General features: G+C 64.0%; 21 protein-coding genes. 11 read left to right on the forward strand and 10 right to left on the reverse strand.

Features of this window, described 5'->3' with window-relative positions; genetic code table 11:
- Positions 1-188: 188 nt before the first annotated feature.
- A complete protein-coding gene (gene xseA / locus PW947_RS22005; protein WP_299634516.1) occupies positions 189-1,568 on the reverse strand; it encodes an exodeoxyribonuclease VII large subunit in 1,380 nt (459 codons plus the stop codon).
- Positions 1,569-2,164: 596 nt separating this feature from the next.
- Between xseA and lpxK the strand changes: the two genes are divergently transcribed.
- The 5 genes from lpxK (at position 2,165) to PW947_RS22030 (ending at position 6,061) form a co-directional block, all read left to right on the forward strand.
- Positions 2,165-3,181 carry a tetraacyldisaccharide 4'-kinase gene (gene lpxK / locus PW947_RS22010; protein ID WP_299634517.1) on the forward strand — a complete coding sequence of 339 codons (1,017 nt, stop codon included), beginning with the start codon at positions 2,165-2,167 and terminating at the stop codon, positions 3,179-3,181.
- Positions 3,162-3,368 (forward strand): Trm112 family protein, encoded by a 207-nt coding sequence (locus tag PW947_RS22015; protein WP_299634518.1) that lies wholly within the window; start codon positions 3,162-3,164, stop codon positions 3,366-3,368. Before lpxK ends, PW947_RS22015 begins: the two co-directional genes overlap by 20 nt.
- 8 nt (positions 3,369-3,376) lie before the next feature.
- On the forward strand, positions 3,377-4,195 hold the full coding sequence (gene kdsB / locus PW947_RS22020; RefSeq protein WP_299634519.1) for a 3-deoxy-manno-octulosonate cytidylyltransferase: 819 nt from the start codon (positions 3,377-3,379) through the stop codon (positions 4,193-4,195).
- 221 nt (positions 4,196-4,416) lie between these two features.
- Entirely contained in the window at positions 4,417-5,082 is a 666-nt protein-coding gene (gene adk / locus PW947_RS22025; protein ID WP_299634520.1) for an adenylate kinase, read from the forward strand.
- Between the two features lie 220 nt (positions 5,083-5,302).
- On the forward strand, positions 5,303-6,061 hold the full coding sequence (locus tag PW947_RS22030) for a 3-hydroxyacyl-CoA dehydrogenase (RefSeq protein WP_299634521.1): 759 nt from the start codon (positions 5,303-5,305) through the stop codon (positions 6,059-6,061).
- Positions 6,062-6,201: 140 nt separating this feature from the next.
- On the opposite strand, the gene PW947_RS22035 is transcribed toward PW947_RS22030, so the two are convergent.
- Positions 6,202-7,050, reverse strand: coding sequence for a SirB1 family protein (locus PW947_RS22035; protein WP_299634522.1), 849 nt, complete (start codon positions 7,048-7,050; stop codon positions 6,202-6,204).
- A 5-nt stretch (positions 7,051-7,055) separates the two neighbouring features.
- Positions 7,056-8,606 (reverse strand): murein biosynthesis integral membrane protein MurJ, encoded by a 1,551-nt coding sequence (gene murJ, locus PW947_RS22040; protein ID WP_299634523.1) that lies wholly within the window; start codon positions 8,604-8,606, stop codon positions 7,056-7,058.
- Between the two features lie 548 nt (positions 8,607-9,154).
- Here murJ and rpsT point away from each other — a divergent pair.
- Positions 9,155-9,433 (forward strand): 30S ribosomal protein S20, encoded by a 279-nt coding sequence (rpsT, locus tag PW947_RS22045; RefSeq protein WP_299634524.1) that lies wholly within the window; start codon positions 9,155-9,157, stop codon positions 9,431-9,433.
- 233 nt (positions 9,434-9,666) lie between these two features.
- Here rpsT and PW947_RS22050 read toward each other — a convergent pair whose 3' ends face one another.
- Positions 9,667-10,002, reverse strand: coding sequence for a DUF3579 domain-containing protein (locus PW947_RS22050; RefSeq protein WP_299634525.1), 336 nt, complete (start codon positions 10,000-10,002; stop codon positions 9,667-9,669).
- A 452-nt stretch (positions 10,003-10,454) separates the two neighbouring features.
- On the opposite strand from PW947_RS22050, the gene argF reads away from it, so the two are divergent.
- Positions 10,455-11,384, forward strand: coding sequence for an ornithine carbamoyltransferase (gene argF / locus PW947_RS22055; protein WP_299634526.1), 930 nt, complete (start codon positions 10,455-10,457; stop codon positions 11,382-11,384).
- Positions 11,385-11,479: 95 nt separating this feature from the next.
- On the opposite strand, the gene murB is transcribed toward argF, so the two are convergent.
- A complete protein-coding gene (gene murB / locus PW947_RS22060; protein ID WP_299634527.1) occupies positions 11,480-12,523 on the reverse strand; it encodes a UDP-N-acetylmuramate dehydrogenase in 1,044 nt (347 codons plus the stop codon).
- Between the two features lie 188 nt (positions 12,524-12,711).
- Here murB and PW947_RS22065 point away from each other — a divergent pair, with 188 nt between their 5' ends.
- Entirely contained in the window at positions 12,712-13,197 is a 486-nt protein-coding gene (locus PW947_RS22065; RefSeq protein WP_299634528.1) for a YajQ family cyclic di-GMP-binding protein, read from the forward strand.
- A 37-nt stretch (positions 13,198-13,234) separates the two neighbouring features.
- On the opposite strand, the gene plsY is transcribed toward PW947_RS22065, so the two are convergent.
- Together plsY and ybaK are read right to left on the reverse strand one after the other, a co-directional pair.
- On the reverse strand, positions 13,235-13,870 hold the full coding sequence (gene plsY / locus PW947_RS22070; RefSeq protein ID WP_299634529.1) for a glycerol-3-phosphate 1-O-acyltransferase PlsY: 636 nt from the start codon (positions 13,868-13,870) through the stop codon (positions 13,235-13,237).
- A gap of 102 nt (positions 13,871-13,972) precedes the next feature.
- Positions 13,973-14,464, reverse strand: coding sequence for a Cys-tRNA(Pro) deacylase (gene ybaK / locus PW947_RS22075; RefSeq protein ID WP_299634530.1), 492 nt, complete (start codon positions 14,462-14,464; stop codon positions 13,973-13,975).
- Positions 14,465-14,631: 167 nt separating this feature from the next.
- Here ybaK and PW947_RS22080 point away from each other — a divergent pair, with 167 nt between their 5' ends.
- Positions 14,632-16,200 (forward strand): AMP-binding protein, encoded by a 1,569-nt coding sequence (locus PW947_RS22080; protein ID WP_299634531.1) that lies wholly within the window; start codon positions 14,632-14,634, stop codon positions 16,198-16,200.
- Between the two features lie 22 nt (positions 16,201-16,222).
- Here PW947_RS22080 and xerD read toward each other — a convergent pair whose 3' ends face one another.
- From xerD to queG, 3 genes are read right to left on the reverse strand one after another with little or no spacing between them, the layout of a single operon-like run.
- Positions 16,223-17,182: a site-specific tyrosine recombinase XerD gene (gene xerD / locus PW947_RS22085; protein ID WP_299634533.1), complete on the reverse strand. Its 960-nt coding sequence runs from the start codon at positions 17,180-17,182 to the stop codon at positions 16,223-16,225.
- 6 nt (positions 17,183-17,188) lie between these two features.
- Positions 17,189-17,659: a methylated-DNA--[protein]-cysteine S-methyltransferase gene (locus PW947_RS22090; protein ID WP_299634534.1), complete on the reverse strand. Its 471-nt coding sequence runs from the start codon at positions 17,657-17,659 to the stop codon at positions 17,189-17,191.
- A 50-nt stretch (positions 17,660-17,709) separates the two neighbouring features.
- The gene (gene queG, locus PW947_RS22095; protein ID WP_299634535.1) at positions 17,710-19,008 is read right to left on the reverse strand and encodes a tRNA epoxyqueuosine(34) reductase QueG; all 1,299 of its coding nucleotides are present in this window, start codon (positions 19,006-19,008) and stop codon (positions 17,710-17,712) included.
- A gap of 17 nt (positions 19,009-19,025) precedes the next feature.
- Between queG and tsaE the strand changes: the two genes are divergently transcribed.
- The gene (gene tsaE, locus PW947_RS22100) at positions 19,026-19,568 is read left to right on the forward strand and encodes a tRNA (adenosine(37)-N6)-threonylcarbamoyltransferase complex ATPase subunit type 1 TsaE (RefSeq protein WP_299634536.1); all 543 of its coding nucleotides are present in this window, start codon (positions 19,026-19,028) and stop codon (positions 19,566-19,568) included.
- Entirely contained in the window at positions 19,550-21,118 is a 1,569-nt protein-coding gene (locus PW947_RS22105; RefSeq protein WP_299634537.1) for an N-acetylmuramoyl-L-alanine amidase, read from the forward strand. Before tsaE ends, PW947_RS22105 begins: the two co-directional genes overlap by 19 nt.
- The last annotated feature ends 79 nt before the right edge of the window (positions 21,119-21,197 follow it).

Genomic DNA, 21,197 nt, shown 5'->3' on the forward strand with positions numbered 1-21,197 from the left:
AGGCCGCGTAATTAATGCTCGGAGCGACTGCGCGCGAAGGTCAAAACTACGCGCGTGCGCGACACGTTCCGTCTGCGTTATCACGCGCTTCGTCGATGACCGGCGTGTGACCCGACGCGCTTTTTTTTGTTGCTATCGCGTTGTTCTCACGGGTCTTTTCGATGCTGTCCGCTGCGACGCCCGATGGGTCAGAAGCCGTCGGTCAGGCGCGGCTGGACGTCGGCGAGCGCGATGTCGGCGGAGCCGTCGGCGAGATGCACGGTCAGCGTGCGGCCCGGTTTCAGCGACGTCGGCGAGCGGACCGCGCGGCCATTCTGCGCGTCGAGCAACGCGGCATAACCGCGTTCGAGCGTGCGTTGCGGACTCAGCACGTCGAGCCGCGCGGCCAGCGTCGTCACGCGTGCGACCTGCCGTTCGTGCTGTCGCGACACCGCGCCGTCGAGCCGTTGCGCGAGCCCTTGCACCGCGCGCTGCTCCGCGGCGAGATCGGGACGCCAGCGTTGCCAGCGCATCTGCAGCAACGCGAAGCGCGCTTTCGCATCGCGCACCGGCCGTGCGCCCGACGACGCCAGCCGCACGCTCAATTGCTGCAGGTGCGTGCGTTGTCGCGCGAGCCGCTCGGTGGGCGACACGAGCCGCCGCGCCAGCCAGTCGAGTTGTTGCGCGCGACGCTCCATCATCCGGCCGAATCCGCGTGCGAGCGTGGTGTGGCGGTGATCGAGTTCGCGCAGCAGCAATACGCGCTGCGGACTGACGAGTTCGGCTGCGCCGGTCGGCGTCGGCGCGCGGACGTCGGCGGCGAAGTCGGCGATCGTGAAGTCGGTTTCGTGGCCGACGCCGCTGACCACCGGCAACGCGCTTTCCGCGATGGCGCGCGCCAGCACTTCTTCGTTGAACGCCCACAAATCCTCGATCGATCCGCCGCCCCGGCAGACGATCAGCACATCCACTTCGCGTCGCGCATTGGCCGCGTCGACCATCGCCGCGAGTTTCGCGCTGACGCCCGCGCCCTGCACCGGCGCCGGATACACGATCACCGGAACGTGCGGCGCACGACGCGCGAGCGTGGTCAGCACGTCGCGCAACGCCGCAGCCTGCAACGACGTGACGATGCCGATGCCGCGCGGATGTGTGGGCAACGCGCGTTTGCGTTCGGCGGCAAACAGCCCTTCGGCTTCGAGCTTCGCCTTCAGCTTCAGGAACGCTTCGTACAGCCGTCCCTGACCCGTGCGGCGCACCGCTTCGACGTTCAGCTGCAACTCGCCACGCGGTTCGTACATCGTGACGACCGCGCGCACCTCGATCCGGTCGCCTTCGCGCGGCGTGAATTCGGCGTATTGCGCGCGACCGCGGAACATCACGCAACGCATTTGCGCCTGCGCGTCCTTGATCGAAAAGTACCAGTGACCGCTCGCCGCGCGCGTGAAGTTCGACACTTCGCCCGACACCCAGACGAGCGGAAACGAGCGTTCCAGCATCGTCCCGATTGCACGGTTGAGCGCCGACACCGGCACGACGACATCGCCACCCGACGAGCCGGGCGACATAAGCGGATTTTCAGGATTCATGTGACAAAAATGTGGGACGGACCGCCCAGACGATAGACCGGACGGGGCTTCCACGTCCACCTTGTGCGCGAAATGCGAAAAGTGTCCACATTGGGGCATCGTTGTTTAGCCACTCATGTAAACGCCCCGCAAGCCTTGTGATTTCGACGCATGTCATTGATTTTTATCACTATTTATCATGCCTACCCTTGACCTTTGCCGATGTGCGCGGCCTGGATCGGCCCTCCGGGCCGAATCGAAGGCACTTTCTCCACAAAGTTATCCACAGGCCGTCGATGCGTCGCACCACATGTCGCGCGCTGCGCCCGGCACGTCGTCAGTTCGCCCGACGCGGCCGCGCGGCTTGCCCCGAACGACTTCGACGCGCTAGAGTCCCGGGTTCAAGGGCCGCGCGGCGCGGTCCTTCTGCGCGTGCCCGCTGGCCGCCCGGAAAACAGATTCACCGCGCCGACGCTGCCCTCGCGGCGGCATCGTAGCTGCCGTTTCATCTCACTGCCCGTCCGGAGAACCGCACCGATGCCTGTCCGCCCCGCCGTCATTACCTCCCGCCTTGCCGCACTCGCGCGCGCTGCGTTGCGCCGTCCGGGACACGCGCGATGAGCGAACTCAAGCACACCGTCGAAGCCCGGCTCACGCGCGAATGGCAGCAGCGCGGGCCGGTCGCATGGGCGCTGACGCCGCTCGCGTGCGTGTTCGGCATGATCGCGGCGGCCCGGCGCGCGGCGTTTTCGCTTGGCTGGTTGAAATCGGTGCGCATCGATGTGCCGGTGGTGGTGGTCGGTAACGTGACGGTCGGCGGCACCGGCAAGACGCCGACGGTGATCGCGCTGGTCGAAGGATTGCGCGAAGCGGGCTTTACGCCGGGCGTGGTGTCGCGCGGCTACGGCGCTCGCGTGAACACACCGACGCCGGTCACGGCAACCTCGGCGGCGAGCGTCGGCGGTGACGAACCGTTGCTGATCGCGCGACGCACCGGCGCGCCGGTGTACGTCTGCCCGGACCGCGTCGCGGCCGCGCAGGCGTTGCGTGCCGCGCATCGCGAGGTCGATGTGATCGTCAGCGACGACGGCCTTCAGCATTACCGGCTCGAACGCGATGCCGAGCTGGTCGTGTTCGATCACCGGCTGGGCGGCAACGGTTTTCTGCTGCCCGCCGGACCCTTACGCGAACCGCTGTCGCGCCATCGCGACGCGACGCTGATCAATAGCCCGTACGAACGCACCCTGCCGCCGTGGCCGAACACCTTCGCGCTCGAACTCGCGCCCGGCGACGCGTGGCATCTCGACAATCCGAAGCTGCGTCGTCCGCTGTCGCATTTCAGCGGCGAGCGCGTGCTGGCCGCGGCGGGAATCGGCGCGCCCGAGCGCTTCTTCGCGACCGTGCGCGCCGCCGGCATCACGCCGCAAACGCGCGCGCTGCCCGACCACTACGCGTACAGCGCGAATCCGTTCACCGACATCGACGTCGACACCATCCTGATAACCGAAAAGGATGCGGTAAAATTAGGGTCCTGGCACGATGCGCGCATCTGGGTAGTCCCGGTCGAAGCCGCGCTGGATCATCGCCTCATCGCATTAGTCGTGGAGAAAGTCCGTGGACGCTCGCCTGCTTGAAATTCTCGTCTGCCCGATCTGCAAGGGCCCGCTGTCGTACGACCGAGCTGCGCAGGAACTGATCTGCAGCGCCGACAAACTCGCGTATCCGATCCGTGACGGCATCCCCGTGATGCTGGTGGACGAAGCGCGTCAAACGGTCGAAGGCACGCCGGTCGAACCGCTCAACCCGGGCTCGGTTGCGTGATGACGGCCGTGACTTCCGCCGCTTCGAACGCCGCTGCGCCTGAAAGCGCGCCGCCGTTTATCGCCGTGGTGCCGGCGCGGCTCGCATCGACCCGTCTGCCGAACAAGCCGCTCGCCGACATCGGCGGCAAGCCGATGGTGGTGCGCGTCGCCGAACGCGCGCTCGCGTCGGGCGCGACCCAGGTGCTGATCGCGTCGGACGCGCAGGAAGTGCTCGACGTCGCGCGCGCTCACGGCATCGAAGCCATGTTGACGCGCGCCGATCATCCGTCCGGCACCGACCGTCTCGCGGAAGTCGCGTCTCACTTTGGCTGGTCGGACGACACGATCGTGGTCAATGTTCAAGGCGATGAACCCTTGATCGACCCGGCTCTGGTGCGCGGCGTAGCGTCGCACCTGGCCGCCAGCGACGGTTGCGCGATCGCCACCGCCGCGCATCCGATCACCGACCCGGCCGAAGTCTTCAATCCGAACGTCGTCAAGGTCGTGCTGGACGCGCGCAGCGTCGCGCTGTACTTCTCGCGCGCGCCGATTCCGTGGGCACGCGAAGCCTATCAACCGCATTGGCCCGACGTCGCGGCAATGCCCGCTGCGCCAGCGCTGGCGGCAGTTCATCGACATATCGGGCTGTACGCGTATCGCGCGAAATTCCTGCGCAGCTATCCGTCGCTGTCGATCTCGCCGATCGAACAGGCCGAAGTGCTCGAACAGTTGCGCGCAATGTGGCATGGCGAACGGATCGCCGTGCTCGTCACGCAGGATGCACCGCTGCCGGGCGTCGACACACCCGCCGATCTCGCTCGCGTAAGGGCTTTATTCGGGTCGTGAGGGTAAAAACCCGTGGCATAATCGGACGCTTGCGCGGACCATTCGCTAGCTGACGCTCGTCAGGATTTGCGCCCGATCTCCCCGCTTTCCGTCTTGCAGCGCCGTCTTTCAGACGTTTCGCGCACGGCGTAGTGCGGCCTGATCGAGAGGCGCCCCTGACCGAAGCGTGCGGATGCATGTCACGCGTCGCGACAGAATTCACATAGATCCGGAGATTTCACATGCGTTTGATTCTGTTGGGTGCTCCCGGCGCGGGCAAGGGAACCCAAGCTACCTTCATCAAGGAAAAATTCGGCATTCCGCAAATTTCCACTGGCGACATGCTGCGTGCCGCAGTCAAGGCGGGTACACCGCTGGGCATCGAAGCAAAGCGCTATATGGATGCGGGTGAACTGGTCACTGACGAACTCATCATCAATCTCGTCAAGGAACGCCTGAAGGACGACGACTGCCAGAACGGTTATCTGTTCGACGGTTTTCCGCGTACGTTGCCGCAAGCCGAAGCCATGAAGCAGGCCGGCGTCGCGATCGACTACGTGCTGGAAATCGACGTGCCGTTCGAAGACATCATCGAGCGGATGAGCGGTCGGCGGATGCATGCTGGCTCGGGCCGCACGTATCACGTCAAGTTCAATCCGCCGAAAGCCGAAGGCATCGACGACCTGACGGGCGAACCGCTGATCCAGCGCGACGACGACAAGGAAGAAACGGTCAAGAAGCGCCTCGACGTGTACACGAACCAGACCAAGCCGCTGATCGACTACTACAACGGCTGGGCCAACAACGGCGATCCGTCTACGCCGCTGCAAGCGCCGCAGTACCGTCGTATTTCGGGCCTCGGCAGCGTCGATGAAATTCGCACGCGCGTGTTCGACGCACTGAAGTAAGCATCACCGCGAGCCCCGGCTCACGCTGAAAAAAACCCGCCCAACTGGGCGGGTTTTTTATTGGTCGCGCACGATACACCCATCCGGCGACGGCGCGCCCCGCATCGTTCATCCCATTGCCCGCAGCGATCCAACCGCACCGCGTCTGCCGATTCCAGCCGTTACAATCGTCGTTCAAACGATTCCAACGACGGTTGCAAACCGATATCAAGGAGCAGACATGGAGATTCGCGACAACGTATTCCTGATCACCGGCGGCGCGTCGGGTTTAGGCGCCGCCACCGCGCGGCTGTTCGCTGAACACGGCGGCAAGATCGTGCTCGCCGACCTGAATCTGGACGCCGGCAACGCGCTCGCGCAGGAACTCGGCGGCGTGTTCGTCAAATGCGATGTAAGCCGCGAGGACGACGCCACCCAGGCCGTCGAAGCCGCGACGAAGCTCGGCACGCTGCGCGGGCTGATCAACTGCGCGGGCGTCGCGCCCGCCACGAAGACCGTCGGCAAGGACGGTCCGCATCCGCTCGACGCGTTCGCGCGCACCATCTCGATCAATCTCATCGGCACGTTCAACATGATCCGGCTGGCCGCTGCGGCCATGTCGAAGAACGAGCCGAACAGTTACGGCGAGCGCGGCGTGATCGTCAATACGGCGTCGGTGGCGGCGTATGACGGACAGATCGGTCAGGCCGCGTATGCGGCGTCGAAAAGCGGCGTCGTCGGGATGACGCTGCCGATCGCGCGCGACCTGTCGCGCAACGCGATCCGCGTGATGACGATTGCACCCGGCATCTTCGAAACACCGATGCTGCTGGGCATGCCGCAAGAGGTGCAGGACGCGCTGGGCGCGATGGTGCCGTTCCCGCCGCGGCTCGGCAAACCCGTCGAATACGCGATGCTCGCGAAGCAGATTTTCGACAATCCGATGCTCAACGGCGAAACGATCCGCCTCGACGGCGCGATCCGGATGCAGCCCAGGTAAGCGAAAAGCCGTCGAATGAAAAACGCCTGCGATGCGCTCGATGCGCGTCGCAGGCGTTTTGCCGTGTGCGGTGTGTGTGAGATTTGCCGGCGGTCGCGTTGCAAACCTACGCAAGCGCGTAGCGCGCGATGGCGAAACCTTCAGTCGTGGTCGTGATCGTTGTGCTGCGTGCGTTGTCGCAACTCGTGCAATTGCGACTCGACGACGGTTGCATCTTCCGCATCCGGACGTTCGCCCAGATAGCGTTCGAGATCTTCGAGCGCCGGGCGCAGATAATCGAGACGCGCATAAGCGAAGCCTCGATCGCGCACTTCTTCGATGCTTTCCGGCAGCAGGATCACGAGACGCTGCTGCACGGCAAGCAGCCGTTGCCAGCGTTCGGTCTGAAGATAGGTCGACTTCAGATTGCGCAGCATCCGCGCGACGATTTCACGCCGTGTCGCCGGTTGCAGCAGCAGACGCAACGCGCGCCCCACCGATTCACCCGCGGTTGCCACATACGGCTCCAGCATCTCGACCATCTCCGATTCCGACAGCGAATGTCCGCTGGTCGGATCGAGCATCACGTCGCCATCGGGCGTGGTCACGCGCAACAGGAAATGGCCGGGAAACGATACGCCGCGCACCGGAATACCGATCTGCTCGGCCATCTCCAGATACAGCACGGCCAACGAAATCGGGATGCCGCGCCGACGCTTCAACACGACGTTCAGATGACTGTTGTCGGGATCGTAGTAGTCGTTCAGATTGCTCGCGAAACCCAGCTCGCGAAAGAAAAACCGGTTCAGGATGCCGACTTTCTGCTTGATGTCGGCATCGTCGGGCATGCGGCGCAGCAGGCGCAGCACGAGCTCGTCGATCTCGGCGAGCGTGCCTTGCAGATCGAGATCCGGATACGCATCCTGCGCGAGCGAAAGCGCCGCCTCGGTCAGCGGAAGGCTGTCGTCTTCCGCGACGAGCGTGCCGAAATAGTCGAGAACTCGCGTCATCGTGATCACTTCACTCGCCTCTTGAAGTACGCGTACTTGAAGCCCATCAGCCAGAGCATACCGAAATATAGCGCGGCAAACAGGACGAGACACGCCGCGAGCAGCACCATCCGCGCGACCGGCTGGTCGTGCAAGCCGATCCAGTCGAAGCTGATGTTGAACCAGTGCATCGCGCCGGCAAGCACGAGGCACGCACCCACCAGTTGTACGAAAAACGTCAGCCACCCGGCTGACGGCATATAGATACCGCGGCGCCGCAGCATCACGAACAGCAGCGATGCGTTGACGCAAGAGCCGAGCCCGATGCTCAACGTCAGACCGGCGTGCGAGAAGATCGGCACGAACACGTAGTTGCTCAACTGTGTGACGATCAGCACGCCAATCGCGATCTTCACGGGCGTCTTGATGTCCTGCTTCGCATAGAAGCCGGGCGCCAGGATCTTGATCAGGATAAGCCCGATCAGACCGACGCCGTATGCAGACAGCGCACGGCTGACCATCACGACCGAATGCGCGTCGAACTTGCCGTAGTGGAACAGCGTGGCCGTCAGCGGTTCCGCGAAGAAGAACAGCGCGACCGCGCTGGGCGCGGCCAGCAGGAAGGTCACGCGCAAGCCCCAGTCGAGCAGCGACGAATATTCTTGCGGATCGGCATCGACGTGGGCTTTCGACAGGCTCGGCAACAGGATCGTGCCGAGCGCGACGCCGAGCAGCGCGGTCGGGAATTCCATCAGACGATCCGCGTAGTTGATCCACGATACGGCGCCTGGCCCGATATGCGATGCGATATTGGTATTGATGATCAGGCTGATCTGTTGCGCGGACACCGCGAATACCGCCGGACCCATTTTCGCGAGCACGCGTTTGACGCCCGGATGCGCCAGCGCACGCACCGGATTGAGGCCGATGCCAGGCAACATGTCGATCTTCTTCAGACCGGGCAACTGCACGAGAAACTGCAACACGCCGCCCGCGATGACCGCCCACGCGAGCGCGTAGACCGGCGTGCGCATATGCGGCGCGACCCACACGGCCGCGACGATGAACGCGACGTTCAGCAACACCGGCGCGAACGCGGGCAGCGAGAAGTTCTTGTACGTGTTGAGCACCGCCGACGCGAGCGACGTCAGCGAAATGAAGATGATGTACGGGAACATGATCCGCGTCATCGATACGGCCAGCGGATACGCACCGCCGTCCGAACGCAACCCGGACGCGACCAGGAACACCACGAACGACGCCCCGACGATGCCAAGCACCGACAGCACGACGAGCGCCCACGCGAGCACCGTGGACGTGGCATCGACGAGCGCCTTGGTGGCGTCGTGACCCTTCTGGTTCTTGAACTCGGCGAGGATCGGGACGAAGGCCTGCGAGAACGCGCCTTCCGCGGAAATCCGGCGCAGCAGGTTTGGAATGCGAAACGCGACGTAGAATGCGTCGGTATACGCGCTGGCGCCGAAAGCTCGGGCGATCAGCGTTTCGCGGGCCAGTCCGGTCACGCGAGACAGCAACGTGAAGCCGCTGACCGTCAGCAGGGCTCGGAATAGATTCATGGGGCGCTTATTATACGGGTGCCGTAACAGGGGGCGACGAGCCAGGAAGCGATTCGGACCGATTTATCGGACATACGTTCGCCTGAATGCTCTTTTCGCGACGATCCGGCGGTCCGGTGAGACCGGGTTTGCGGCAGGTTAGCGGTTCTTTCGTGCTGCTTTTGCACTTCGTTGACAGTGCTCTGGCGGTACGTTGTCGATTGCTCGCCGCCCGCCGTGACAGCCCTCTACACCACGCTGCCGGTCGAACCGCACGCACCGGCGTTTCTTCCTTCAACGCTTTGCGGTTGTCACGTGCCTGATTTTGTTGCTATAATCTCCGGTTTCGAAGCTCGCTCAATTTTCGGACCGTTCTGAAAAGACACCGAATACGCGCCGCAAGCGGTTCATCGGGCAGCGCGACCGGAGCCTCGCTTCACGTGGTTGAATGAGGTTTTTCGACATTTTTGCGCCCTTGGGCAATCGCTCTCAGGGGTTCGGATCAAAAAGCAGCGCCCTGTCCACTTGAAGGCTGGGTACTGGAAACAGGAACAGGATAAGGAACCGTCATGGCAAATACCGCACAAGCACGCAAGCGCGCCCGCCAGGCCGCCAAAGCCAACTCGCACAACTCGGCACTGCGCTCGAAGTTCCGCACGGCTATCAAGGCTGTTCGCAAGGCGATCGACGCCGGCGATCAGACTAAGGCTGCTGAAATCTTCAAGCTGTCGTCGAAGCAGATCGACATCATCGCCGACAAGAAAATCGTTCACAAGAACAAGGCAGCTCGCCATAAGAGCCGCCTCGCTGCAGCCATCAAGGGTCTGCAAGCGCCGGCAGCGCAGTAAATCCGGTCAGCCCGCTTCGGTGGGCTACCTCCTGTTTCCGCTGCGTCATGAAAGCCCGCTTTGGCGGGCCTTTTTTGTTTGGCCAATCTTGTTTGGCCGATCTACGCAGACTCACGTGAGACAGACGCAAAAAAAGCCCGCAACTGCGGGCTTTTTTCATATTCAGTGCGACGGTGAGGCAGTGACTTAGCATGTGAGACTCGTGAGTCGTGCTGCAACTCATGTCCCACAGCTCAACGGCCGCTGCCCTGCTGCGTGCCATGCTCCGGCGGCAATTCGCACGCTTCGGTGACGACCAGGTCGTTGTCTTTTGCGAAGTTCATCACGAAGTCGAAGGCCATGGGTTCGATCTCGCGCAATCGCGAATCGAGAATCACGCACTTGAGGTCGTCGAGCATCGTGGGGCGCACGTACAGCGAATACTGCAGGCGCCGGTTCGGCCCTCGCGCTCCCGGTCCGAACATTGACATCACGCCGGCGAGGCGCTCCGACCAATCACTCGGTCGAAACTTCTTCCCGCTCTTGGTAATGCCCTGAATGAAATATTCGGTTGGGGGTGCTTCGGCCATGTAGGGATACCTATGTGACTGTCCGGCGACGTGCCAGCGAATGCGGCTTGCCTGAATGCCTTACCTGAGCGCCTGACCAGGCGCACGACACACGACCCTGCGGATCTCGCCGCCAATGCTGAACGGCCGCAAAAACCGACCTCAACAAGCGCCGCGACCGCGCGCCTTGCGGCACGTATGCAGACCGCGTGAGCCATGTCCAGCAAGCGTGTAGCCTGCCTGCCGGGCTTCGGGAAAACCTTGCGATTATAGCGCAGAGAGGCTCTTTCCGCACTGCACACAAGACCTTGTAATGGCCTGTACATCGGCTTTCAAAAAGCCTGCCGACGCGAAACCAAAGCTTTTGGCCGACTCGTCAAACGTGTTGAAATCCTTTATGCTGCTTTGAGTTACCACAAAAAACGGCGGCGCTGCCCGGTCCTTCGGCCGGAATAGACCGCCGTATTTGTTTTATGACCGCCAAGAAAATTCGCCACTATCTGCAGTTCAAGGATTTCTCGCTGGAAGATTACGAGTACGTGCTCGAACGCGCGCGCATCCTGAAGCGCAAGTTCAAGAACTACGAGACCTATCATCCGCTCCATGACCGCACGCTTGCGATGATCTTCGAGAAGAACTCGACACGCACGCGTCTGTCGTTCGAAGCAGGCATCTTCCAGCTCGGCGGCCATGCCGTCTTCATGAGCACGCGCGACACCCAGTTGGGTCGCGGCGAACCGATCGAAGACGCCGCGCAAGTCATCTCGCGGATGGTCGACATCATCATGATCCGCACGTTCGGTCAGGACATTCTCACGCGCTTCGCAGAGAACTCCCGCGTGCCGGTCATCAATGGTCTGACGAACGAATATCATCCTTGCCAGGTGCTGGCCGATATCTTCACGTATTTCGAACATCGCGGTCCGATTCGCGGCAAGACGGTCGCGTGGGTCGGCGATGCGAACAACATGCTGTACACGTGGATCGAAGCAGCGCAAATCCTCGGCTTCAAGCTGAAGCTGTCCACGCCGCCGGGCTACCAGCTCGACCGCGCGATGGTCGCCGACGAAAGCGTGCCGTTCTTCGAAGAGTTCGACGATCCGAACGACGCCTGCACCGGCGCCGATCTCGTCACCACCGACGTCTGGACCAGCATGGGCTTCGAAGCCGAGAACGAAGTGCGCAAGCAGGCATTCGCCGACTGGTGCGTGGACACCGACATGATGGCGCGCGCCAACGCCGACGCGCTGTTCATGCACTGCCTGCCCGCGCACCGCGGCGAGGAAGTCAGCGCGGATGTAATCGACGGACCGCAGAGCGTCGTATGGGACGAAGCGGAAAACCGCCTGCACGTACAGAAAGCGTTGATGGAGTTTCTGCTGCTCGGCAAGCTCAATCACTGAGCGACACGCCGCGCGTACGCGTCTGAAATGAAAAACGCCGGGACTTGAAGTCCCGGCGTTTTTTTATCCGCGCAACCGATACCGCCAGCGGTCTATCACAGACACAAAGGCTCGGCTTCGAGCGTCACGCCGAATCTGTCGTGCACATCGCGCTGGATGGCCTGCGCCAGCGCGAGCACGTCGGCGCCGCTCGCACCGCCGCGATTGACGAGCACCAGCGCCTGTCGTTCGTGGACGCCCGCAGCGCCGATCGAGCGGCCCTTCCAGCCGCATCGGTCGATCAGCCAGCCGGCCGCGAGTTTCACGCTGCCGTCCGGCTGACGATACGACACCACCTCCGGCTCACGCGCATGCAGCGCGTCGAATTGCGCGGCGTCGATCACCGGATTCTTGAAGAAGCTGCCCGCATTGCCGAGTTCGAGCGGATCGGGAAGCTTCGCGCGACGCACCGCGACGACCGCATCGAAGATGGCTTGTGCCGTGGGCGCGGCCGCACTGGAAGCGCCATCGGCATTCAGATGACGCGCCAGATCCGCGTAACCGGCGCGCGGTGTCCACGCTTTCGGCAGACGGAACGTCACCGACGTAATCACGAACCGGTCGCGCCCTTCCCGCTTGAAAAAGCTGTCGCGATAACCGAACCGGCACGCAAGCGCGTCGAGTTCGACCGTCTCGCCGGTTGCCAGCGCCACGGCCCGCAACGACGCGAAGCGCTCGCACATTTCCAGCCCGTATGCGCCGATATTCTGGATCGGTGCCGCGCCGACCGTGCCCGGAATCAGCGCGAGATTTTCGAGGCCCGGCAAGCCTTGCGACAAGGTCCACGCAACGAAGTCGTGCCAGTTCTCGCCCGCAGCCGCTTCGACGTACCACGCCTCGTCGTCTTCGCGCACCACGCGTCGGCCGCGCAACGCGATCAGCAGCACGAGGCCGTCGAAATCACGCGTCAGCACGACGTTGCTGCCGCCGCCGAGCACCAGCCGCGCCAGACCCGCCGCGCGCGGATCGCGCACGGCCTGCATCAACTGCGCTTCGCTTTCGATCCGACAAGCGAGGCGCGCACGCACGTCGAAGCCGAACGTGTTGTGCGCGAGCAGCGGGTAAGCGGCGTCAAACTGGATGGGAGCAAACTGCGACATCGGCCTGGAATGGGTGTGAATCGGGTTTGAAAGCGGAGAAATCGTCCTGAAGCGCCGCGCGACGCGCGCCGTCCTTGGGCAAATGGGAACGGCGTCGGTAAAATGACGTCCGGTCCGTGATTATAGCGAGTGCCCTGCGCGCCGCCGTCCGGTGGCGTCCGGCACCGCAGCACTATTGGGAGAAAGCAATGCCATCGTTCGACGTCGTCTGCGAAGCCAACATGATCGAAGTGAAGAACGCGATCGAGCAGTCCAACAAGGAAATCTCGACGCGCTTCGACTTCAAGGGGTCCGACGCGCGCGTCGAACACAAGGAACACGAACTCACCATGTTCGCCGACGACGACTTCAAGCTCGGTCAGGTCAAGGACGTGATGGTGTCGAAAATGGCCAAGCGCAGCGTCGATGTGCGGTTTCTCGACTACGGCAAGATCGAGAAAATTGGCGGCGACAAGGTCAAGCAGGTCGTCACCGTGAAGAAAGGCGTTTCCGGCGATCTGGCCAAGAAGATCGTGCGTCTCGTGAAAGACAGCAAGATCAAGGTTCAGGCCAGCATTCAGGGCGACGCCGTACGTATCACCGGCACCAAGCGCGACGATCTGCAAAGCGTGATCGCGCTGCTGCGCAAGGACGTGACCGACACGCCGCTCGACTTCAACAACTTCCGCGACTAGGCGGCACGGCAGCACCCGCTGCCCGCGCGAACGCCGGCTAGTTGCCGTCGTTCGCGGCCTGCGCCGCGGCTTTCTTCCTGTCGCCGATGCGGCTTTCCTGGCCCGCCTTCAGCTTCGCGATATTGCCGCGGTGACGCCACACCAGCAACGCGCTCATCGCGACGATCGACAATGCGATCACGTTGGTGCCGAACAGGAAGCCGTCGAAGATCGGTGCGAACACGGCGGCGGACAGCGCCGCCAGCGACGAATACCGCGTGAAGAACGCGACGATCACCCAGGTCAGCAAGGTCGCGATACCGAGGATCGGGTTGATGGCGAGCAGCACGCCCGCCGCCGTCGCGACACCCTTGCCGCCCTGAAAGCGGAAAAAGATCGGGTAAAGGTGGCCGAGAAACACGGCAATGGCGGCCAGCGCGACCGCCGTGTCGCCGAGACCGAATTGCGGCCCGAAGCGCCGCACCAGCCACACCGCAAGCCAGCCCTTGAACGCATCGCCGAGTAGCGTCAGGATCGCCGCCTTCTTGTTGCCGCTGCGCAGCACGTTGGTGGCGCCGGGGTTTTTCGAGCCATACGAACGCGGGTCGGCGAGACCCATCGTGGCACTGACGATCACGGCAAACGACACCGATCCGATCAGGTAGGCAAGCACGGCGACGATCAGGTTTTGCATCTGGAATCTCTTATCAGTATCGGAAAGCGCGAACGGTGCGCCGGGTTGGCCACGCACTCATCCGGCCAGCGCCACGCAAACGGCGCACATTCTACCGGTCAGTCAGTCGACGCTCGCGCACTGCACGGCTTTCGCCTCGAGCAACGCGGTCAGCACCTGCGGCGCAAGGCTGACGAGAAAGCCGCGCTTGCCGCCGTTCAGCCAGATCCGGTCGAGTTCGAGTATCGTGGACTCGACGTACACCGGCATGGTCTTGCGCGTGCCGAACGGCGATGTGCCGCCGATCAGATAGCCCGAATGCCGGTTCGCCACGTCGGGCTTGCACGGCTCGACACGCTTCGCGCCGATCTGCCGCGCGAGATTCTTGGTGGAGACGGTGCGGTCGCCGTGCATCAGCACGATCAGCGGCTTCGCATGTTCGTCTTCCATCACGAGCGTCTTCACGACATGATGCTCGTCCACGCCGAGTTGACGCGCCGATTCACCGGTGCCGCCGTGCTCGACGTAATCGTAAGGATGTTCGCCGAACGCGACGCCGTGACGACGCAAAAACTGCGTCGCGGGCGTTTCGGAAACGTGTCTGGATTTACTCATCGGCGCATTGTAAAGGCGAGCACGGCCAACGCGCTATTGGCTGAACGGTCGATTGTGCGCGTTCTCCGGCTGTGGCACGATCGTTCGCAAATGCCCGGTACAGAGCATCGCAGTGCGTGGAATCCGGCTGATCCCCATCGGCCCGCATCACCTGGAAGGAGACAGCGTTGACGATAGCTTCATCTGCACACAGCAGCATCGATATTCCGGCGTTTCTGGCGGCATTGCCGGCCCGTATCAGCGACATTCCGGCGCTCGCCGCCGCGCGCGATCCACACCATGTCGCACTGATCGAAGACGCGCGGCAACTGAGCGCCGCACAACTGGCCAACGCGGTCGATGCCGCCGCCGCGCAGCTCCGCGCGTGGGGCGTGCGCGGCGGCGACCGCGTGATGATCGTCGCGGAAAACAGCATCGCGCAGATCGTGCTGCTGTTCGCGACCGCGCAGCTCGACGCGTGGGCGCTGGTGTCGAACGCGCGTCTGTCCGCCACCGAGCTGGACGCAATCCGTGCGCACGCGCAGCCCAGAATCGTCGCGTACGCGGTGGCGACGTCGCCGGACGCGCAGCAGCATGCGCTGCGCCACGACGCCCGCACAGCGCCCGCGCTGACCGTCGATATCGGTGAATGGGCCTATACGGTCGATCCCGCCGCCGTCCCCGAACCCACGCAAGCCGCCGCCGAGCAGCAATGCGCGGCGCTGATCTACACCACCGGCACCACCGGCGCGCCGAAAGGCGTGATGCTGTCGCATCGCAACCTGCTGTTTATCGCCGCGATGTCGAGCCGTTTGCGGCGCGTGAATCCCGACGACGTCGTCTACGCGGTATTGCCCATCTCGCATGTGTACGGCTTCGCATCGGTGTGTCTGGGCAGTCTGTACGCGGGCGCGACATTGCGGCTTGCGCCGCGCTTCGTGCCCGACGCGGTGCGTCGCGCATTGTCGGACGAGCGCGTGTCGATCTTTCAGGGCGTCCCCGCGATGCACGCCAAATTGCTCGAACACGTTCAGTCGAACGGCCATGCATGGTCCGCGCCGCGTCTTCGCTTCGCGTACTCGGGCGGCTCGCCGCTCGATGCCGCGTTGAAGGCGCATGTCCAGCGCGTGTACGGCCTCACGTTGCACAACGGTTACGGCATGACGGAAAGCAGCCCGACCGTCGCGCAGACCATGCTCGACGCGCCGCGCGACGATTGCTCGACCGGTCACGTGATTCCGGGCGTCGAGGTGCGTTTCGTGTCGATGCAAGGCGAAGACGTCGCGCCGGGCGAAATCGGCGAGTTGTGGGTGCGCGGCCCGAACGTGATGCTCGGCTACTACCGCAATCCCGCGCAGACGCACGACACCGTCACCGCCGACGGCTGGCTCAAGACCGGCGACCTCGCACGGCAGGACGCGGACGGCGCGATGCATATCGTCGGGCGCAGCAAGGAGTTGATCATTCGATCGGGCTTCAACGTGTATCCGGCCGAAGTCGAGCATGTGCTGAACGCGCATCCCGACGTCGTGCAGTCCGCGGTGATCGGACGCGCGGTGGAAGGCAACGAGGAAGTGCTCGCATTCGTCGAACTGACCGCGGGCGCGCAGGTGAGCACCGCGCAGTTGCTGGCGTGGTGCGCCGAACGGCTCGCGCCGTACAAGCGGCCGGCCGAGGTGCATGTGCTTGCGGCGTTACCGGCAGCATCGACCGGCAAGATCCTGAAGCATCGCTTGCGCGAGTGGATTGCGCGCTAGCGTCAGCGTCCGTCACGCCGGATCAGCCGCGTGGATGATGCGTCGCGTGCAGCGTCTTCAGGCGCTCGCGCGCGACGTGCGTGTAGATTTGCGTCGTCGAGATATCGGTGTGGCCGAGCAGCAGCTGCACCACCCGCAAATCCGCACCGTGATTGAGCAGATGCGTCGCGAACGCGTGACGCAACGTATGCGGCGACAGCGGCGCATGCACGTCCGCCGTGGCCGCATGGCGTTTGATGATGTACCAGAACTGCTGACGCGTCATGCCTTCGGCGCGCGCGGTGACGAACAGCGCGTCGGCCGAACGCGGACCGAGCAACGCCGGCCGCGATTCGCGCAGATAGCGTTCGATCCACGTGCGCGCTTCCTCGCCGAACGGAATCAGCCGCTCTTTCGAGCCCTTCCCCATCACCCGCACGACGCCGTCGTTGAGTCCGACTTCCACCGTTTTCAGCGTGACGAGTTCGGTGACGCGCAAGCCGCTCGCGTACATCAGTTCGAGCATCGTCCGGTCGCGCAGGCCGAGCGGCATATCGACGTCGGGCGCGCCGAGCAAAGCTTCGACCTGCGCTTCGCTCAAAGTGCCGGGAAAGCGCGGCGGCTGCTTGGCCGAGCGAATCCGCAAGGTCGGATCGACGCTCGCGCGATGCTCGCGGACGGCCCATCCGTAGTAACGCCGGAACACCGACAGCCGACGGTTCGCGGACGTCGCCTTGTCTTCGTGACGGGCCGCGCTGTACGCGTTCAGATCGGCTTCGGTGGCGCTGTCGAGTCCGCCGTCGCGGGTGTGCGCGAGCCACTCGCAGAACAGCCGCAAATCGCGGCGATAGGCGTCGAGCGTGTTGCGCGACAGGCCGTGCTCCAGCCACAGCGCGTCGCAGAACGCGTCGATGGATGCGTTGCTCGCGATCAGCATCGGCGACGCGGGCGCGTCGGCCTGAGCGGTCGTGCCGCCGGGTTCGGAAGTCAGAATGTCAGTCATGCGGGATCATGCGTACGGCACACCTTCGTGAGCGAGCAGCCAGCGTTTGACGCTGCGGAAAAAATCGTCGTTCGCGTGATTCGAAAAGCCGCCGATGCCGCTCGATGCGACGACCCGGTGACACGGAATCACGATGGGGAAAAAGTTCGCGCCGCACGCCTGACCGACCGCGCGCGGCGCACTGCCGAGCCGTTTCGCGACCTGGCCGTACGTCAGCACGACGCCGGGCGGAATCTCGCTGATTGCGTGCCACACGCGACGCTGGAACGCGGTGCCGAGCGCGGCGAGCGGCAGATCGAAACCCGCTGACGCCCGCTCGAAATAACGCTCGATCTGCGCTGCGGCGCTGGACGCGAGCGGCGAGTCGGGCGCGAGGTTCGGGATCGAGTCCGGCAGATAGACGATCTCGCGCACGTTCTCGCCTTCGAGCCGGATGCCGACCTTGCCGAACGGCGCATCGATCACAGCGTTGAACATGGTCCTTCCTTATGGCTTCGTGGTTCGGGTCTGATGGCGGTCGCGTTACTTTACGCCGCTTCGAGCGCCCAGTGGACATGCTCGCGCACCACCGCCGACGGATCGTCGGCGCGCGCGCGCAACGCATCGACGATCGCCGCGCGCACGTCGGCGCCAAGGCTTTGCGGCGACGCGCGCAACGCATTGCCCATCCCCACCGCGAGATTGCGCAACCAGCTTTCGTAGCCGATCCGGCGAATCGCGCTGCCTTGCATGCGGGTGTCGAAATCGGTCGCGCTCCACGCGAACAGATCGACCAGCGATGCGCGATCCAGACCGTGGCGCACATCGAAATCGGCGGCGGGCGCGGCTTGCGCGAACTTGTTCCACGGACAGACGAGCTGGCAATCGTCGCAGCCGTACACGCGATTGCCGATCAGCGGCCGCAAGTCTTCGGGGATGCTGCCTTTCAGCTCGATGGTCAGATACGAAATGCAGCGCCGCGCGTCGACCTTGTACGGCGCGACGATCGCGCCCGTCGGACATGCGCCGATGCAGCGCGTGCAACTGCCGCAATGCGCGCCGGCGGTTTGCGGCGCGTCGTCGGGCGCGGTCTGCGCATCGGTCGGCAACGGAATGTCGACGAAAATCTCGCCGAGAAAAAACAGCGATCCGGCGTCCCGCTGCAACAGCAACGTGTGCTTGCCGCGCCAGCCGACCCCCGCCTTCTGCGCGAGTTCGACCTCCAGCACGGGCGCGGAATCGGTGAACACGCGATAGCCGAATGCGCCGATCTCCGCTTCGATGCGATCGGCAAGTTGTTGCAAACGGTAACGCATCACCTTGTGATAATCGCGGCCGCGCGCATAGATCGAAACCACCGCCGCGGACGGATCGGCGAGCCGCGCATGTTCACGTTCGCGCCAGTCGCGACCGACGGCAAACGGTTGTGCGTGCACGGGTTCGGCGACATCGGGCGCAGCAGCGAGACTGTCGGTATCTGCCGTGCCGGATGCGCTTTCATGCGGCTTTCCATGCAAGGTTTCGGCGGGCAGATAGGCGAAACGCGCGGTAATCACACGTAGCGTACCGGCCACAAGCTCGGCCGGACGCGCGCGTTTCATCCCGTGTTTCGCCATATAATCCATCTCGCCGTGGCAGCCCGCTTCGAGCCATGCAGCAAGGTGCGGCTCGGCATGGGACAGATCGGTATCGCTGATACCGAGCGCACCGAAACCCAGTTCGCGGCCCCATGTCTTGATGCGTAGCGCGAGCGCTTCCAGCGCGGCTTCATCGAAACAGCGCAGGGTGCGCGCGTCGTCAACGGACGATGGCGCGCTGGATTCGGGATGCTGCGGACTTCGGTTCATCACGCCATTTTACGAGAATGCCCGTCAACTCCGATCACGCGATTCAACCGTCCGCTGCCGTTCTGCTCGAGCGCCGCTTCACGCTCGCGGACGAAGCCGCCACCGACGCGTTCGGCGCACGCTTCGCGCAAGCGCTCGAAGCGGTGCGCGCCGCGCCGCAGCGCGCGTTCACGGGCTTGCAGGTGCAATTGAACGGCGACCTCGGCGCGGGCAAAACCACGCTCGTGCGCGCCACCTTGCGCGGCCTCGGTCATACCGGCCGCGTGCGCAGTCCAACCTACACCCTCGTCGAGCCCTACACGCTGGAACGTCCGGCTGGGGAACTCGCGGTCTATCACTTCGATCTGTACCGTTTCACCGATCCGGCCGAATGGGCCGATGCAGGCTTTCGCGAATATTTCGACAGCGGCGCGGTTTGCCTCGTCGAATGGCCGCAACGCGCGGGCCGCCTGCTGGGCGTGCCGGATCTCGTTTTCTCGCTCGACGTCGACGGCGACGGGCGGCTGCTCGTCGCTCAGGCTTATAGCGAATCAGGAAAGGCATGTCTCGAAAGATGTTGATCAAACCGTTCCGCTCGATCGAATCGGCGGCGACCGCGTCGCATAACTGGCGGCGCAGGCAGATTCTTCAGGCGGGCGCATCGACGCTGGTGCTCGGACTGATGGCGCCGCGTCTCGCATTCGCCAGTTCGGTGCTCGGCGTGCGCGTATGGCCCGCGCGCGACTACACGCGCGTGACGATCGAGTCCGATCAGCCATTGCAGAACGCGCAGCAACTGCTGCAAGGCCCGGATCGTCTGGTGGTCGATCTGAGCGGTCTCGATCTCGATCAGGCGTTGAAAGACCTCGTATCGAAGATCACGCCGAACGATCCGCAGATTCAATCGGTGCGCGTCGGGCAGTATCAGCCGCACGTGGTGCGGATGGTGTTCGACCTGAAGGGGTCGGTTAAGCCGCAGGTGTTCACGTTGCCACCCGTCGGCACGTACAAATACCGGCTGGTGTTCGACCTGTATCCGGCCGTCGCCCCCGACCCGTTGATGGAACTGCTCGCGCAAAGCGAGCGCAAGCAGCAACGTCTCGATGCCGACAACGACGCCGCGCCGCCCGCCACGCTGAGCGGCCCGGCCACGGCACCGCCGTCACCGGGCGGCTCGCCGGACACCGGCAGCGAAGCGTTTTTCCAGCGTTACGCGCAAGGCGGCGGTCCGCCGGAAGCGCCGCCGGCGCCCGCGCATAGCGCACCGCCGCTGGCCGCCGTGCCGCCCACGCTGCACGCGCCGGCGAAGCCCAGCGCGCCGCCTGTGGCGATCGCGCGCAACAACAAACCCGCTGCGGGCGACGACAACGACAACGACGATTACGGCTTCACGACGCCGAAATCGGGCAAGGGCAATACGGTGCGGCTGCTGACCGTCGCGATCGATCCCGGACACGGCGGCGAAGATCCGGGCGCGATCGGCGGTGGCGGCACGTACGAGAAACACATCGCGCTCGACATCGCGAAGAAGCTGCGCGCGAAGATCGACGCGCAGCCGAACATGCGCTCGATGATGACGCGCGACAACGACTTCTTCGTGCCGCTGAACGTGCGTGTGCAGAAGGCGCGCCGGGTCGGCGCCGACCTGTTCGTGTCGATCCACGCGGATGCATTCACCACGCCGGAAGCGAGCGGTTCGTCGGTGTTTGCGCTGTCGTCGCACGGCGCGTCGAGCGCGGCCGCGCGCTGGATGGCGAACAAGGAAAACTCGTCGGACGAGATCGGCGGGATCAACGTCAAGTCGGCGGACGCGACGGTGAATCGCGCGTTGTTCGACATGTCGACCACCGCGCAGATCCGCGATTCGATGCGTTACGGCAACTTCGTGCTGAAGGAAATCGGCGGGATCAACCGGTTGCACAAGGGCTCGGTCGAGCAGGCCGGTTTCGCCGTGCTCAAGGCGCCCGATATTCCGTCGATCCTCGTCGAGACCGCGTTCATCAGCAACCCGGACGAGGAACGTCGTCTGAACGACGATGCGTATCGCGACAAGATGGCCGACGCGATCCTGAAGGGCATCAAGCGTTATTTCGCGGCCAATCCGCCGCTCGCGAAGAGCCGGATGACGTGATGGACGACGATCGACGCGTGGGCGTCGAATGAAAAACGGCCGCTCGATGCGGCCGTTTTTTTTGCGCTTGCGATGCGGG

Origin of the sequence: Paraburkholderia sp. (assembly GCF_028283785.1) — a bacterium.
In the GTDB taxonomy this organism is placed as follows: Bacteria; Pseudomonadota; Gammaproteobacteria; order Burkholderiales; family Burkholderiaceae; genus Paraburkholderia.

Bases quoted from the DNA above. Each gene is read 5' to 3' on its own strand.
- xseA (WP_299634516.1), bottom strand. From the start codon at position 1,568: ATGAATCCTGAAAATCCGCTTATGTCGCCCGGCTCGTCGGGTGGCGAT.
- lpxK (WP_299634517.1), top strand. From the start codon at position 2,165: ATGAGCGAACTCAAGCACACCGTCGAAGCCCGGCTCACGCGCGAATGG.
- adk (WP_299634520.1), top strand. From the start codon at position 4,417: ATGCGTTTGATTCTGTTGGGTGCTCCCGGCGCGGGCAAGGGAACCCAA.
- PW947_RS22030 (WP_299634521.1), top strand. From the start codon at position 5,303: ATGGAGATTCGCGACAACGTATTCCTGATCACCGGCGGCGCGTCGGGT.
- PW947_RS22035 (WP_299634522.1), bottom strand. From the start codon at position 7,050: ATGACGCGAGTTCTCGACTATTTCGGCACGCTCGTCGCGGAAGACGAC.
- murJ (WP_299634523.1), bottom strand. From the start codon at position 8,606: ATGAATCTATTCCGAGCCCTGCTGACGGTCAGCGGCTTCACGTTGCTG.
- rpsT (WP_299634524.1), top strand. From the start codon at position 9,155: ATGGCAAATACCGCACAAGCACGCAAGCGCGCCCGCCAGGCCGCCAAA.
- PW947_RS22050 (WP_299634525.1), bottom strand. From the start codon at position 10,002: ATGGCCGAAGCACCCCCAACCGAATATTTCATTCAGGGCATTACCAAG.
- argF (WP_299634526.1), top strand. From the start codon at position 10,455: ATGACCGCCAAGAAAATTCGCCACTATCTGCAGTTCAAGGATTTCTCG.
- murB (WP_299634527.1), bottom strand. From the start codon at position 12,523: ATGTCGCAGTTTGCTCCCATCCAGTTTGACGCCGCTTACCCGCTGCTC.
- PW947_RS22065 (WP_299634528.1), top strand. From the start codon at position 12,712: ATGCCATCGTTCGACGTCGTCTGCGAAGCCAACATGATCGAAGTGAAG.
- plsY (WP_299634529.1), bottom strand. From the start codon at position 13,870: ATGCAAAACCTGATCGTCGCCGTGCTTGCCTACCTGATCGGATCGGTG.
- ybaK (WP_299634530.1), bottom strand. From the start codon at position 14,464: ATGAGTAAATCCAGACACGTTTCCGAAACGCCCGCGACGCAGTTTTTG.
- xerD (WP_299634533.1), bottom strand. From the start codon at position 17,182: ATGACTGACATTCTGACTTCCGAACCCGGCGGCACGACCGCTCAGGCC.
- PW947_RS22090 (WP_299634534.1), bottom strand. From the start codon at position 17,659: ATGTTCAACGCTGTGATCGATGCGCCGTTCGGCAAGGTCGGCATCCGG.
- queG (WP_299634535.1), bottom strand. From the start codon at position 19,008: ATGAACCGAAGTCCGCAGCATCCCGAATCCAGCGCGCCATCGTCCGTT.
- tsaE (WP_299634536.1), top strand. From the start codon at position 19,026: ATGCCCGTCAACTCCGATCACGCGATTCAACCGTCCGCTGCCGTTCTG.
- PW947_RS22105 (WP_299634537.1), top strand. From the start codon at position 19,550: ATGTCTCGAAAGATGTTGATCAAACCGTTCCGCTCGATCGAATCGGCG.